Origin of the sequence: Acinetobacter sp. LMB-5, assembly GCF_001541635.1 — a bacterium.
Taxonomy (GTDB): Bacteria; Pseudomonadota; Gammaproteobacteria; order Pseudomonadales; family Moraxellaceae; genus Acinetobacter; species Acinetobacter pittii.
Genome location: NZ_LRDR01000010.1, coordinates 1 through 13,001, shown reverse-complemented (window position 1 = coordinate 13,001; position 13,001 = coordinate 1). Strand labels below are relative to the sequence as shown.

The 13,001-nt window shown below is 36.7% G+C and carries 19 protein-coding genes and 1 pseudogene; 7 read left to right on the top strand and 13 right to left on the bottom strand.

The genetic code is table 11. The annotated features are described in order from the left end of the window. Positions 1-19 precede the first annotated feature (19 nt). The 10 genes and pseudogenes from AW165_RS14465 to AW165_RS14425 form a co-directional block, all read right to left on the bottom strand. Positions 20-364: a hypothetical protein gene (locus AW165_RS14465; RefSeq protein WP_060466222.1), complete on the bottom strand. Its 345-nt coding sequence runs from the start codon at positions 362-364 to the stop codon at positions 20-22. Positions 365-561: 197 nt separating this feature from the next. After that, positions 562-954 (bottom strand): hypothetical protein, encoded by a 393-nt coding sequence (locus tag AW165_RS14460; protein ID WP_060466221.1) that lies wholly within the window; start codon positions 952-954, stop codon positions 562-564. A gap of 2 nt (positions 955-956) precedes the next feature. Next, positions 957-1,169 (bottom strand): annotated as a pseudogene (locus tag AW165_RS19760) (hypothetical protein). A 54-nt stretch (positions 1,170-1,223) separates the two neighbouring features. Further along, complete coding sequence (locus tag AW165_RS14455; protein ID WP_060466220.1) at positions 1,224-1,823, bottom strand: hypothetical protein; 600 nt, start codon at positions 1,821-1,823, stop codon at positions 1,224-1,226. Positions 1,824-1,932: 109 nt separating this feature from the next. Next, positions 1,933-2,445: a hypothetical protein gene (locus AW165_RS14450; RefSeq protein ID WP_060466329.1), complete on the bottom strand. Its 513-nt coding sequence runs from the start codon at positions 2,443-2,445 to the stop codon at positions 1,933-1,935. A 2-nt stretch (positions 2,446-2,447) separates the two neighbouring features. Beyond that, complete coding sequence (locus tag AW165_RS14445) at positions 2,448-2,840, bottom strand: DUF559 domain-containing protein (protein ID WP_060466219.1); 393 nt, start codon at positions 2,838-2,840, stop codon at positions 2,448-2,450. Next, a complete protein-coding gene (locus AW165_RS14440; RefSeq protein WP_060466218.1) occupies positions 2,837-3,772 on the bottom strand; it encodes a helix-turn-helix domain-containing protein in 936 nt (311 codons plus the stop codon). Before AW165_RS14440 ends, AW165_RS14445 begins: the two co-directional genes overlap by 4 nt. Continuing rightward, positions 3,769-4,089 (bottom strand): hypothetical protein, encoded by a 321-nt coding sequence (locus AW165_RS14435; RefSeq protein WP_060466217.1) that lies wholly within the window; start codon positions 4,087-4,089, stop codon positions 3,769-3,771. Before AW165_RS14435 ends, AW165_RS14440 begins: the two co-directional genes overlap by 4 nt. A gap of 57 nt (positions 4,090-4,146) precedes the next feature. Beyond that, the gene (locus tag AW165_RS14430) at positions 4,147-4,503 is read right to left on the bottom strand and encodes a helix-turn-helix domain-containing protein (protein WP_060466216.1); all 357 of its coding nucleotides are present in this window, start codon (positions 4,501-4,503) and stop codon (positions 4,147-4,149) included. Between the two features lie 8 nt (positions 4,504-4,511). Beyond that, positions 4,512-4,712, bottom strand: coding sequence for a helix-turn-helix domain-containing protein (locus tag AW165_RS14425; RefSeq protein ID WP_060466215.1), 201 nt, complete (start codon positions 4,710-4,712; stop codon positions 4,512-4,514). A gap of 112 nt (positions 4,713-4,824) precedes the next feature. Between AW165_RS14425 and AW165_RS14420 the strand changes: the two genes are divergently transcribed. The 7 genes from AW165_RS14420 (at position 4,825) to AW165_RS14390 (ending at position 8,634) form a co-directional block, all read left to right on the top strand. Further along, positions 4,825-5,481 (top strand): LexA family protein, encoded by a 657-nt coding sequence (locus tag AW165_RS14420; protein WP_060466214.1) that lies wholly within the window; start codon positions 4,825-4,827, stop codon positions 5,479-5,481. 39 nt (positions 5,482-5,520) lie between these two features. Then, the gene (locus AW165_RS14415) at positions 5,521-5,955 is read left to right on the top strand and encodes a hypothetical protein (RefSeq protein WP_060466213.1); all 435 of its coding nucleotides are present in this window, start codon (positions 5,521-5,523) and stop codon (positions 5,953-5,955) included. A 184-nt stretch (positions 5,956-6,139) separates the two neighbouring features. After that, complete coding sequence (locus AW165_RS14410; RefSeq protein WP_060466212.1) at positions 6,140-6,580, top strand: hypothetical protein; 441 nt, start codon at positions 6,140-6,142, stop codon at positions 6,578-6,580. A gap of 2 nt (positions 6,581-6,582) precedes the next feature. Then, the gene (locus AW165_RS14405) at positions 6,583-6,906 is read left to right on the top strand and encodes a hypothetical protein (RefSeq protein WP_060466211.1); all 324 of its coding nucleotides are present in this window, start codon (positions 6,583-6,585) and stop codon (positions 6,904-6,906) included. Positions 6,907-6,917: 11 nt separating this feature from the next. Further along, a complete protein-coding gene (locus AW165_RS14400; protein WP_060466210.1) occupies positions 6,918-8,039 on the top strand; it encodes an ATP-binding protein in 1,122 nt (373 codons plus the stop codon). 28 nt (positions 8,040-8,067) lie between these two features. After that, positions 8,068-8,364 carry a hypothetical protein gene (locus AW165_RS14395; RefSeq protein ID WP_060466209.1) on the top strand — a complete coding sequence of 99 codons (297 nt, stop codon included), beginning with the start codon at positions 8,068-8,070 and terminating at the stop codon, positions 8,362-8,364. After that, positions 8,365-8,634: a hypothetical protein gene (locus AW165_RS14390; RefSeq protein ID WP_060466208.1), complete on the top strand. Its 270-nt coding sequence runs from the start codon at positions 8,365-8,367 to the stop codon at positions 8,632-8,634. A 5-nt stretch (positions 8,635-8,639) separates the two neighbouring features. On the opposite strand, the gene AW165_RS14385 is transcribed toward AW165_RS14390, so the two are convergent. The 3 genes from AW165_RS14385 to AW165_RS14375 form a co-directional block, all read right to left on the bottom strand. After that, a complete protein-coding gene (locus AW165_RS14385) occupies positions 8,640-9,902 on the bottom strand; it encodes an integrase family protein (protein ID WP_060466207.1) in 1,263 nt (420 codons plus the stop codon). A gap of 762 nt (positions 9,903-10,664) precedes the next feature. Next, complete coding sequence (locus AW165_RS14380) at positions 10,665-11,693, bottom strand: spore coat U domain-containing protein (protein WP_060466206.1); 1,029 nt, start codon at positions 11,691-11,693, stop codon at positions 10,665-10,667. Then, on the bottom strand, positions 11,684-13,001 hold a 1,318-nt coding region (locus tag AW165_RS14375; protein ID WP_155859643.1), incomplete at its 5' end, for a fimbria/pilus outer membrane usher protein. The genes AW165_RS14380 and AW165_RS14375, both read right to left, overlap by 10 nt.

Sequence of the window (13,001 nt, the reverse complement as noted above, 5' to 3'; positions counted from 1 at the left end):
TTTTAAAGATTATTTCAAATTAACCATTAGTTAAAAAAGGCATTAAAAAAGTTGCAATTGTTGCAAGTTCTGCTGCAGCGGTTAGACCATTTTTAGCTAATAATTCATTCAATTTAAAAGACTTTTTATCTTTAAGTGATTGAACATCTTTTATTAACCCATCAATTTTCTCAGTAGAAGGATTATTAAATAATCGGGAAAATTTTTCATAATCAAAATATTGCTCTATTTGCTGAATCGCAGTACCAGTTCTAGTGAAGTTAGCATCTCCAGTAACTTCTATCTCGCAATTCCCTACTTGAATTATACCGAAATCACAATCAGTAACGTTGAGATTTCCAATTGTTGCTTTTGGTCTAGTCATATTCAAAGTCACCCCTACATAAGTAAGAATTTAGTTAATATTTAAGCAGTTTTAAGAATACTTGAATTTATTAAAAGTACAAATATAAATAATGATCTAAGCAAAAATTGCTTATTCAACGAATCTTTAAGAAGTTTAATATAAATTGCAAAACCTTAAATTATACTTCGTTAATTAAAATAATCTTCTTTAAATTATTATTCAAATATTTGCATAGTTCTTTCAAGATAATGAGCATTTTCCAAATTTCTATTTTCTATAGCTATAGTTAATTTTTCAATGAGACACTTACCAAAGTTTCTCTTTTTATCATTTGGAACTCCATATTCAGTACTTAGTCCAAGAAATTTTAGACATTCCTTTCTGTAGTAATGGTCTAAATTTAATAGTTGTTCTTCATTTGAGTCATCTATGGTTCCTACAGAATTTACCATCTGTCCATTTTCAAAAGATTTTTCAATAAAGCTTACTCCACATGTAGTTCCTGTCTTATTACAATAATCATATTCTTTTGATGCTGGTTGCATTGGTGATTCAGCAATTGCTATTTGAGTTATGAAAACAACTATACTCAATATTAGTATTTTCATGATTAATTAGCTCTTAAAATATCTAATACTCTTTTTGACATTTCATGAAGATCAGATCCCACCGGTAACCATAAATGGTATACGGTGTTAGAACGGTTATAAATCTGTTTGTATTATTCAGTTTTAAAAAATGGATCGATGTCAGAAGCTTATAATAACTTCCCTTCTTTCTCTATCATTTGCCCATCCAGCTCACCACCAACACAGATATTCATCTTACTTACCAGTTTTAACCAGACTGGACTATAGCATGTCTTAAGTTATATCCACTATTTCAAATCAGCCTTTACTCTAGCTGAAAATTCTTTTTGCATTTCAAATATTCTTCGATTTACTTCTTCATCCTCACTAAGTCCCAATTCTTTTCTCAATTCATTCTGTAAAAATAATGCGTCCAAACCAAATAATTCCGTAAATTCATATATTTCATTATTAATTAATTCTTTTTTCTCAAGTGAGACTGTGTCATACCAATTCCTGAAATATAAAGTTATTACTTTTAGTGAGTCACTGAACCTAATCGTAAAAATCATTATTTTTTCTTTAGTATTGGGATCAGAAATAAAACTTGATTCATGTAAAGATGCCGTGAGTTCTTTAACAATTATGAAGAATTCATCAAAAAATTCTTCATCTTTTAAAATTCTATATGAATGACATGTAATTAAGAACTTTTGCCATTTTCTAACAAGTTCGAGGTAAATATCCCTTTTCGCTTCTGCTAACTTATCGGCTTTATGTGCATTTAATGCAGACTTAGCACCAAACCATACAGTACCAATTAAAGCTAATGCACCTAAAAGTGCCCCAACAAATGAAAACCAGCCTTGTATTAGAGCCGATGTTATTGAAGCTACTTCAGCAGACATTTCTTATCCTATAATACAATTAAAGCCCGCATATGCGAGCCTTTTAAAGTGTCGATTTAAATGCAAAATCGCCAAGTTATCACGAATATGCCATACCCTGTATTTACAGTCAAGTTGATTGATTTTCTACTACAACTACTTTTATGAACTTTTCAATTTGAAAATGCGGATAACGAGATTTGATAAAAGCTAAGCCACATTTAATGTCCTGTTGAATTTGCGAACCATATGTATCATTACTCTTTGCAATATCACGAATTGACTCACCCATAACGTAATGCCACCAGATTGCCCCAATCCATTCCTGAAGAACCTCATCATCTATAGATTGAAGATCAAGTATTAATCTGTGGATAGCACGTGCTTCAATATCATTTAACTGACAACAAGTACCCTTACGGCGAGTACACAAGCGATCTTTTAAGGTTTCATCACTCATGTACATAGCCATTAATTTTTCACGTTGCTTTTGAGTGATGCGTTTAGTTGGCATGGTTTTAACGATTTTGACTATTGTTTCTGTATCACCGTTTAGCCATGCTCCAAGCTGGCGACACCACTCTTCAAAACTATATTTAGACCAATCGACCGCTTGTAAAATGTGTTGTACTGGCATATTCATTTTCATCCCACCAATTGCTCAATTTGTTTAATCGCCACGCCTGCTTTAACTTGCTCTGTGCTGAACCGTAAAACCATAAACCCCATCATTGCCGCTTCGTTGTATTTCTCCATATCCCCTATGTAGCCCTTGCCTCTAGTATGGCGGCCTCCGCTCCAGATCCCGCCTTCTACCTCTACCAATATCTTTTTTCCCGTAATTAAAAAATCTGCCCGCCACTTACGTTTTGGATGGAACTTATATTCCTGCGCAAAATCAATCTTGCAGGCTTTAAGATGAGTTGCTAATAAAACCTCCCCTACACTTGGTTCCCTAGTTTCCTTTGCTGAACGGCGCTTTTTATTTTTCTGAATAGGAAATAATTTACGGTATTCAGCAAGGCTCATTGATGTCATGCGGCCCCCTTTCCAGTGAAACCAACTTGAATTAGGTATGGCATTAATTTCTGTTGTTGCTGAGGATCTGTAAGCTTCACTGCGATACGAGCAGCTAGTTGTTCATAGCTCTCGTTTCCTTCTGCGTATTTGCTTGCAAACTCTGGATGAACAGAAAGTTTTTGAGCAAATGAGTAAATCTGTTTTGAGCTAAGAGAGCTTGATTCTCCCTGCGGGACTCGAACCTGTGTTCCAGAATTTGGTTTTTTAGATTGTTCACGTGCTTGGTATTTTCCACATGCGTTGATTAACCAATCTGCAAAGTGGTAATTCATGAGTTCATCACAAAGATTCTTCTCAGCGTTGTAGAGTTCAAAAGCACGTAACTCTCGATCGAACCAAGTAGCGTTTTTGATCTGCTCGTAAATTTCCTGATCAGTTGCCAAAAGAATTTCTTCACCAAGTTTTTTTAAACTCAACCATGTTTTTTTATATTTAGATTCTATTGTTAGATTCCCTGATAGGTTCTGTGTCCCAATATTGGGACTGGTCTCGGTACCGTTTTTGGGACTGGTTGCGGTCCCATTATTGGTACTAGTACCGTTTTTGGAACCAGTACCGAAATTGGAACTAGTTCCGTTATTGGTACTAGTTCCATTTTTGGGATTAGTTAAATCATTTTCTTCACGGCCCATCACACCAATTAACTGGTAAACCTTCACACCATTTCCAGTGATTTCACCTGTAAATTTAATTAATGAAATTGCTTCGAGTTCATCTAATACTTTGATCACTGTTTTACGGTTAAGCACGGTGTCTTTAACCATACGTTTAATGCTTGGGTAGCACTTATGGGACTCTCCCGCTCTATCAGCCAAAGCCAGTAAAACGAGTCTTTGACTTGAGGTTTTCACTTCTGCTTTGAAAGCCCAAATTGTTGCATCTAAGCTCATTTATCCCCCTCTTCATTCAACTGAATGAAAGTGCTACCTAAGTAACGGATTCTTTTAGCCCGATATAAACTTGAGATGATTTGACCAGCATGGAAAAGTGGCATTCTGTGCTGATCTGAAAGTGCTTGCATAAACTCATCACGTTTTACCGCTGCATTTTTTTCTTTGCGGTTTTGGTTTCTCAAATTCTCTCTACGCTTTTCAAGTAAATCATCTAACGTTTTTAGAGCTGGCTCATACCAAGATTGAATGATTTGCTGCCTCTTCTGTTCTTGCAGATTGTCTTTAGACGATTGATTTGATAAATTAGTTTGCATATTCATTGGTTCCTAAATTGATGAATTAAGAAGCCTGATCCACGAAATCAGGCTTTTTTAATATCCAAGCTTTTCTTTTTGACCACTGATTTCGTCATGAAATAAGTCATCCACTGTTTCTATGCGGTTCATCCAGCTTTTAGACATAACTAAAAGTGCTGCAACTCTTTCTTTATCGATACTTTGATAATCTTTTGGTACCACCTTCAATCCAAGCAAACTCAATAGCTCGCAAAACATTTCAATTTCATTTAACCCATTGTTTTTCTTGTCTGTTTTAAGTCGAGTTATAGTGCTTGGATCTACCTTTAATTGTTCAGCAATCTCTTTCTGATTACCTGAATCAAGGCCATGCAATATGCGAGATACGTCATTTCTGGCGCTTGCAGAAAGATCAATTGATAATTTGGTCATGTTGTTACCTATGCCACTTGTTTGTGTTTGCAATGCTTTTTCCAAAGCTTTTGCAATCTGGTTGCAATTTCATGAGATAAGCGCTTACCACATACACCACGCTCTAAATTACTTATGTAATTCTGTGAGCATCCAATTTCGGTACCAATTTGAGTTTGTGTTAAGCCCTTTTCACGTAAATCTGAAATCATGGTTGGCCATTGATTCATAAGAAGCTCCTATATTTTTAAACAAATATATAGGTTTTCCGATATTTTAACAATAGCCAAACCGATACTGTTTTGTATCAGAATTCCGATATTGGTATTTAAGGAAATCCATATGGCAACTTTGGGCGAAAACTTGAAAGCAATTAGAAAAGCTAAAAAGATGACTCAAAAGGAATTAGCTCAGAAATCTGGAGTCAAGCAATCTGTTATTTCTGATCTTGAAACTGGTAATGCAAAATCAACTGGTTCAATACTTGAATTAGCAAATGCATTAGGAGTAACTGCCGAAGATTTAAGAAAAGGTGTTGTTGGAGAAATTGATGCTACAAATGTAACACCTATCCAAGCGCGTATGGCTCCAGTTTTATCTTGGGTGCAAGCGGGGAACTTCACTAATGTTGAATCAGTTGACATGTCACAAATAACAGAATGGTTTCCCCTACCTGATGATTGTGAACAATGCTTCTATTTGAAAGTACGTGGCGTTAGTAATGAGCCCGATTTCATTGAGGGAGACTATATTGTAGTAGACCCAACAGTTTATTACTCGGATATGCAATCTGGCGATATTATTGTAGTGCGTAAAGATAAAGATGCCACTTTTAAAAAGTTAGTCATTGAATCGGATGGTTCACGTTTTTTACAAGCAATGAATCCGAATTTTCATCCAAATATTATTCCAATAGACGAGGATTGTTTTTTTATTGGTCAAGTTATTGATTCAATGAGATATACTTATCGTGGAAAACGAAGAGTAAGAAAAAGCTAATTAGAATTTATATAAACCACTTAAAATGGAATTGATTAAATGTACATTCAAAATAAAATTTACCAAGCATATTGGCAACCTACTGCAGAATCCCCTATTAAATATGAACCCGCAGTTATCGTTGCTTTACATCGTTTTGTATATATGGAAGGTGAAGAATTAATCGAACTTGAATCAAACTTCTTTTATGATGAGCAAAGTTTGATTAATAGTATTGTTGAGCAAGCGAATAAATTGAAGCATATCAATGTTAAAATGGAAAATGGCATCTGCTTTTACTCATGTATAAAAAGTTTTGTTGATGAAAACAGTGAGCCTACTGGACAGTTAGTAGATGATGCATATAGCTTAGCTTACCGTTTTCATATAGGAAAAATGCAGCCTCAGAAGTTACTAGAATTTAATATTGATGAAGTACAAACATATGAAGAAGTTTCTAGACTCATCAACAATGTTCAAATAGTTAATATATAAATAATCTCTTTTACAAACCCACTTTAAGGTGGGTTTTTTAATATCAAAAAATCGGAATTTCTATATAATATCGGAATTCCTATTGACTCTTAATATCGGAAATGCGATATTTGTCTCGTAGCCAACAAAAAAGCACACCGACTCTCTGACCTTCCGATGTGCTTTGCAAACTGCGAGATCAATTATGAACGTAAATGCAATTCTATTCAACCATATCAAAGTTACGGGTGTTACCGCTCTTGTTTTGATTGCTGGTTTAGCTTCTTGTGAATACAAAACAGCTCAATCTAGTTTTGCAACAACCACTCAGGCTTTTACACCGCAAATTCAACCTAGTACTTACGGCGTTCAAACAGCAAAGATCACAGGTAAAACCTCAGGTATAGCAGTAATCAAACTTGATGGCTTCCGAGTAAACGTTAGCTTTGACTTTGAAGCTCATCCAGACAGCTACGGTGTACCCGGTTCTGAATTTACAGCAGTTGATGTAACTCAGCTCACAATTAATGAAATCACCGATGTAAACGGTAAGTCTTACGGCGATTTCACTGATTACAACGATCACCGCAATATCAATGCAATTCTAAAAGGCTTCATCGAACGTAATAAGTTGGTGGAGGCTTAATCATGGCTAACTTCAAAAAGCATCCAGACGGCTATAAGTCTTATCTAGGACGTGACAATACTGGCCTCTACTCTGTTCGCATTGGCTGGACTGTCTATGCATCAAATGCTAATGGCTCGGTTCTTTACAAGATCAAGGACTCAGTTAAGACGCCTTTAGATGTGGCCAAGTTCCAATCTGAGTATCCAAAAGTTTGGAAAGAACTTAAGCAAGAGATCAGCTTTCAACGTAAAAAGAAATTGGCTATCGATTTGGGAAACTCACATATCACTTCAATTGAACGCAAAGCTTATAAAACTAAGCGCGGCTTCACAGGCTCACGATAAGGATAATAAAAATGGCTCTACCTATTATCACTGCTGACCAAACCCTTTTGGTTCAAGCAATCATTGTTTACCTATATGCCGATCCTGGTCTAGGTAAAACATCTATGGGCTTTACTGCGGATAAAGCTATTTCATTTGACTTTGACCGTGGTGCTCATCGTACTGGTGAACTCCGTCGCGGTGCAGTTGTTCAGGTTCAGCAATGGAAAGATATTGCTGACCTCACACCACAAGACCTTGCACCCTATAAAACTATTGTTATTGATACTGTAGGCGCAATGCTTGAATGCATTAAAACTCATTTATTACTTACGGCGAACAACCGTCAAAAAGATGGTGCATTAAAGCTTAAAGCTCAAGGTCTAGCTAATCAGACATTCAAGCAATACATCAATACCTTAATAAGCCTAGGTAAAGATGTGGTTTTCATTGCCCATGCTTCAGAAGATCAAAACGGTGAACAAATCATTTATCGACCAGATCTAGGCGGTAAAAACCGTAATGAACTTTATCGTATTGCAGACATTATGGGTTATCTAACTACCGTTACCACGAGTGAAGGTAAAAATGCACGTGTCATTAACTTCAAACCTTCTCCTACTCACCATGCGAAAAACTCAGGTGCATTAGGTGGTGAAACTGGTGAGGTATGGGTTCCAGATCTTAAATCTCATCCAACTTTCTTAGCTGATCTTATCGCTCAAGCTAAGGACCACATCAACACTTTAACACCAGCACAACTTGCTGCAGCTAGAGCTCAAGAAGACTTAGAAAATTGGAAACAAAGCTGTGAAGAAGCTGAGCATGCAAGTGACCTAAATCAATTAACTGAGTCGCTTGATAAAGAGCACATGTATTACCAGAACATGCGTCAAACAATGTTAATGCGTGCTAAAGCCTTGAATTGCACATTTGATAAGCAACGTGGCACATGGATTAGTCCACCTGATTTTAACGGCATCTCAGATCAACAAAGAGATGAACTTCAAAACTTTATTGCTGAAAGTGGCCTCGATATAAAAACAGTTTGTGAGCACTTCGGCATAGATGCCCTTATTCAAATTGAAGCAGCAAAGCTTCAAGCCATTAAACAAGAAATTGAAATATTGTCTAAAACAGGGATTAGAGCATGAAAAATTATTTACTGGAGGAACCTTTCTAATGTCGAAACAAACTACTCCAGAGTTTCTTTTCGAGCCAAAGCTGCTACCCCAGCAGCTTTTCGAGAAATTCATTGTCTTCAATGTTAATGCTGGCTATCGAGGACGTGGTACACCAAACGGGGTGAACCTAATAAAAGGTAATAAAGCTACCCTCACCTTGAACGATAAAGGTGAGATGAACAAAGCAGCTCAAGAGCGCTACAAGTTAATGCTTTTGAAGTATTTCAAAGAAGGTCGCTCAGCAATGGATGAGCTGAATCATGAAGTTAAACGTATTTATAAAATGGTGGCGTGAATGCTAAAAGATTTGAGAAATCTACCTGATGATGAACAGCAAGAATATTTAGACCGCTTTATCATGGCAAATGAAGAACAGAAATTCCCTCAGGAAGTTGTGGCTCTTTATCTAGATTGTTCGCCATGGACTTTAGCAAGAATGCGCTGCGATCAGTCATCTATGCCATTTTCTAAAATTGGAAGACGTGTCTCATATAAGAAGAAAGACGTATTAAAGTATGAACAAAGCAAGACTGTGCTAAACACAGCACAACTTGCTACGATATAAGGCGGTTATACCGCCTTTATTTCTTTTAACCTTTCCGCCCAAACTGATTGATAGTTAAAGCAATCAATTTTCCCTTGGTAAACCGCCTCAATCATATTCATCGATGCTTTTAATTCCTCATCAGGAATTTGAACATATCCACCTGTAACGTCGACCCTTGGACGAGCAGTGTGATTAAGAAGTCTTTTTGTCACATAGATATTAAACCTTAATAGATTGCATATAGAGGCAAATGTACGGCGGAAATCATGCATTGATACGTAATAGTCAACCTGCTCACCAACTCTATTTAATAGTGTATCCACTTTTGTAGCATGCATATTCCAAGAGGTAGGCATCTTCGTTGCTGGGAACACCCAATCGTTTTCTCTTAATAACCAGCGTTCTCGCAAAATACTATGTAAATGATCACCAATTGGGAAAGTATGATCTGTACCGTTTTTGGTATCTCTAAAAGTTAAGGTGCCATTTTTAATATTTAAATCACTCCACTTTAAACAACATGCCTCTTGTTTACGGCATCCCGTATACATGCACATCAATACAATATCTCGGTGTGTATTTGATCTTGCTGTATTTTCAAGATTCACCTCATCTTCATAGTTGAGTACTGCGTTGTAATATTTGTGAATAATGTCTTTATGAAGATGCCTATCTCTACTACCAATCTTGTTCCAACCTCTAGTTACGGAAATGATGTCAACAGGATTGGTTTTAAGAATTGGGTTTTCATCTGTTGAATAAAGGACATGGATGTACTTCCACAAGGTACCCAAAAGGGATACGGATCCATTTGCAGATGATTCACTTATATTTGATACCTCTATAAAACGATCTAATACTTCCTGTTTGGTAATCTGAAAAAGCTTTCTATTGCCCCACCCTAAATAAAGATCAAAGTATTTGTTGTACTGCTTTATGGTTTTTGGTCTAAAGTCATTTTTTTCAATATAAATTTGAAGCGCTTCATTCACAGTAATGTCTAAAGGATTAGAAACACTTTTTAATCTGGTTGGTTTTTCATATTCGTTGTTTGAAATTTTCGCAAGAATCATCTGAGCTTTTGCTCGAGCATTTGTAGCAGGAATATCGGTCGTCTTACCAATCGTTACCCGAAATAACTCACCTTCATGTCGACGTTCAACGATATATGTTTTGCTTTTATTGGTTATCCGAACAGCAAAACCAATGAGCTCTGAGTCTCGATATATTTTTTGACCTTTATCTGTCAATGGAATAGCATCAACATTAGATTTGTTGAGTTTCATGTCTTAAACCAGTTTTAGCGAACTTTAATTTAAGCATGTTTCTCAACAGTCTACAAATAGTCTACAAGCGCTTTTCAGTCTCAATAAAATACATCCTTTTCACAACATAAGTATTTAATTTTAATAAAATTTATAATCCAACAAAACCCACAGGTATATTATAGAAAAAGTAAAATCCACCGAGTCGAGTTTGGATAGTAAGTGGTTGAAACAATTTATAAACCTTTGTATTTTCATGAGGTTAAAATTCGGGATAGCTGTCACGCATGTAGCCATTTGTCTTTAGTACTACTAAGCATCCACAAATTTCGATTCGTAGATTCACCGAATAAAATACAATTAAACATATCAGAGCATCTCAGCCTTTCAATTTTAACACTTTGTTTTCCAATACAAATCATTAAATTATTGAGAATCGACTTGTCTCTATAAGTTTTTTTTATTGATAAGAAAGAATAAATAAAGAAAAGAGAACTGTAATTTAATTTGTACAATCTGTTAACTTGTGTAAAAATACATTTAATATTCATAAGGTATATATTTATCAGATGTTTTTTCTTATTTTTTTAATTTGTCTTTTTCTGTTTTTACTCATCTTGAAACAACATTACCGCTAACCACTTATCACCCCTACTTTTTAAAAACCTAGCTGCTTCTTTTAAATTAGAACAATTAAACACCAAATTTATAGACCACTTTTTAAATGCTAAGTGTTCAACTCAAATCCTAAAAATATACTCAACATAAAATTCCAATAAATTCTTAATAAGTTACTGTAACAACTATAGCATCTGAGTAATTACCCGGAGCTGTTGAAATAGTGGTACCTTGCGGAATTTTTCCATAGACATTTGTACCCTGAGAATTGCCCGAACCTGTTTTAGAAACACCTCCAGAACCTCCAACTGCGCTTACACCACCAGTAGTATCCCATACCGCGCTATAATTCGAGTTCTGATATAACTGATACGGGATGTATTGACCACTACCATTTGTCATCTGCCTAAAGCCACCAGCAATACGGTTATTCCCATCCCCCAAATAAATACTATATAGCAGTCCATTATTACAGGTCGTATTCACCACTCCTTGAGCTGTATAATCACGAGTAGTCTTACCAATATCATTAATATTTCCAAAATCGACATTTGATGTTGAATCTATTTGACACAAACTTGGCACAACATAATTAGCAGTTATGGTGGTATTACCCGAATCCCAACCTCCACCACTATCCCCCTCACACACAGTGCTAGAGCTTGCTTGCATGTCCCAAAATAGCTGAACCGTACCCGTATAGGTTCCTTTAGGATATGCCATGAGCGAACCCGTACGAGCTGGTACTTTTATATTTATTGAGTAACTTATAACATTCTTTGAAGAGACGGTTTTCACAGGCCCATACCAGACATTCGAATTTTGATTAGTGGTAGAAGAGCCAGCCCCACCTACACTTGCAGTTACCGTATAGGGTAATGAAATATTATTATTACTACTCGTGGTTCCAGTAAAAACGGTTTTCATACACATATAACCTGAAATTTCTGGTGTTGAACGTGCTCCATAACAACGTATTGTCCCAGTGTACGTCAGTACTGCATCATTGTTAATTGTTGCAGCAGTGTATGTATATGTGCCAGAATTTGGCGCTGTAGCTGTGCAATCTGCATGGGCGGAATTAAAAAATGTAAAGATCAGGCATAGCAAACCCGTTCCCAAAAAATATTTCAGGATAAATGAAAGTGCTCTAAATGTTGTCGGTTGGTTAAAGCTAGCAATATTTATCGACATACATAAGGCCCCAATTTTTTAGCACTGTATTGCTTATTTTCATACGCAAAAACAACTTGGCATGAACCATGATCCAGAAGATCAACTTCAAGTTTGTTTTGCTTCAATAGGTTTGGAATAAATACTTCGCCGTCGTAACCAACTATTCCATCTTGCTGACTATTAATTTGAACGGCATAACCCGGCTTTAACGGTGAATTTTTTTGATCAACCAGTTTCACTAATCCAGAAATGACCTGATGAGCACCGAAGTCAACCAAGGTTCCTTGGCGGTAACCTACAAACGCTGTCTGATTCGTAGAGCTAACTTCCCACTCTAAAGGTAAATATGATGGGTCTAGGTAGATATGATGAGACATGTAGGGTCTTAAATTCGCAATTAAGAATCGGCCAGACTTATCGGTCGCACCTAAATTAACACCACCATTTAAAATTTGACTTTGTGGCCCTGCATTGGTTACGACCGCATAGCCGTCTCCAATTTCATTAGCCGCAAAGATACGTCCCGCTGCCGCAACCAATGAACCCGTCGCCGAAACTGCAACCTGATCGTTGTCTCCAAATCGGTTATAGCGTCCTGTCAGGTAAGCTGCTCGTGCTCGGTAAGATGCATAGACCGATGCATTGTTTTCATTTGCATCCTGATCGCGCTCAACATAGCCACCCCAGCCAAATGAACCAATTTGTGGATCAGTAAATCCATTGATTTCTTGTCTATAGGTTGCTTTACCCCTGTCATTAGAAACACTCGTGATCGCATTCACTTTACTGGACGGTGTATATCGCAGCGCAAAGTAAACTCCATAGTCCTTGTGGTTTTCATAATCTTTATACGCTGATGCATAAAAGCCCCAGTTCTTGTCCAGACTTCCACTTAGATTGGTAGACAATAACTTGTAAGAGTTATCGCTATATTTAATCTGGTTATAACCCAGATAAACCCCATAACCTGCATAAAAGTTATAGTTAATCCCTGCTCTGAAAATATCATCTGCCAGTGCGCTGTAGTTCAGGTAGTTCTGTGACTCGGGATTAATCTGGTTATCTTTTAAATATCTCACTTGAGACACACGGGCTAGGTCAAAATAGTTATCAAATACTTTGCGGTAACTGGTGTTAAATGAAATGTTCTTACTGATGCGGCCTTCCAAACCCAGCAAGGCAGAATAGCCATTTTCATCTTTATACTGGCTTGCTGCAATGTCGGCATTGATCACCCCAATACCCAAAACATTCTTGGCAAATCCTGTGCCGAGGTTCGATAACCCATCTGTTGAAGCTTCTGCACCGCCACTTAAGGTCAGTGAG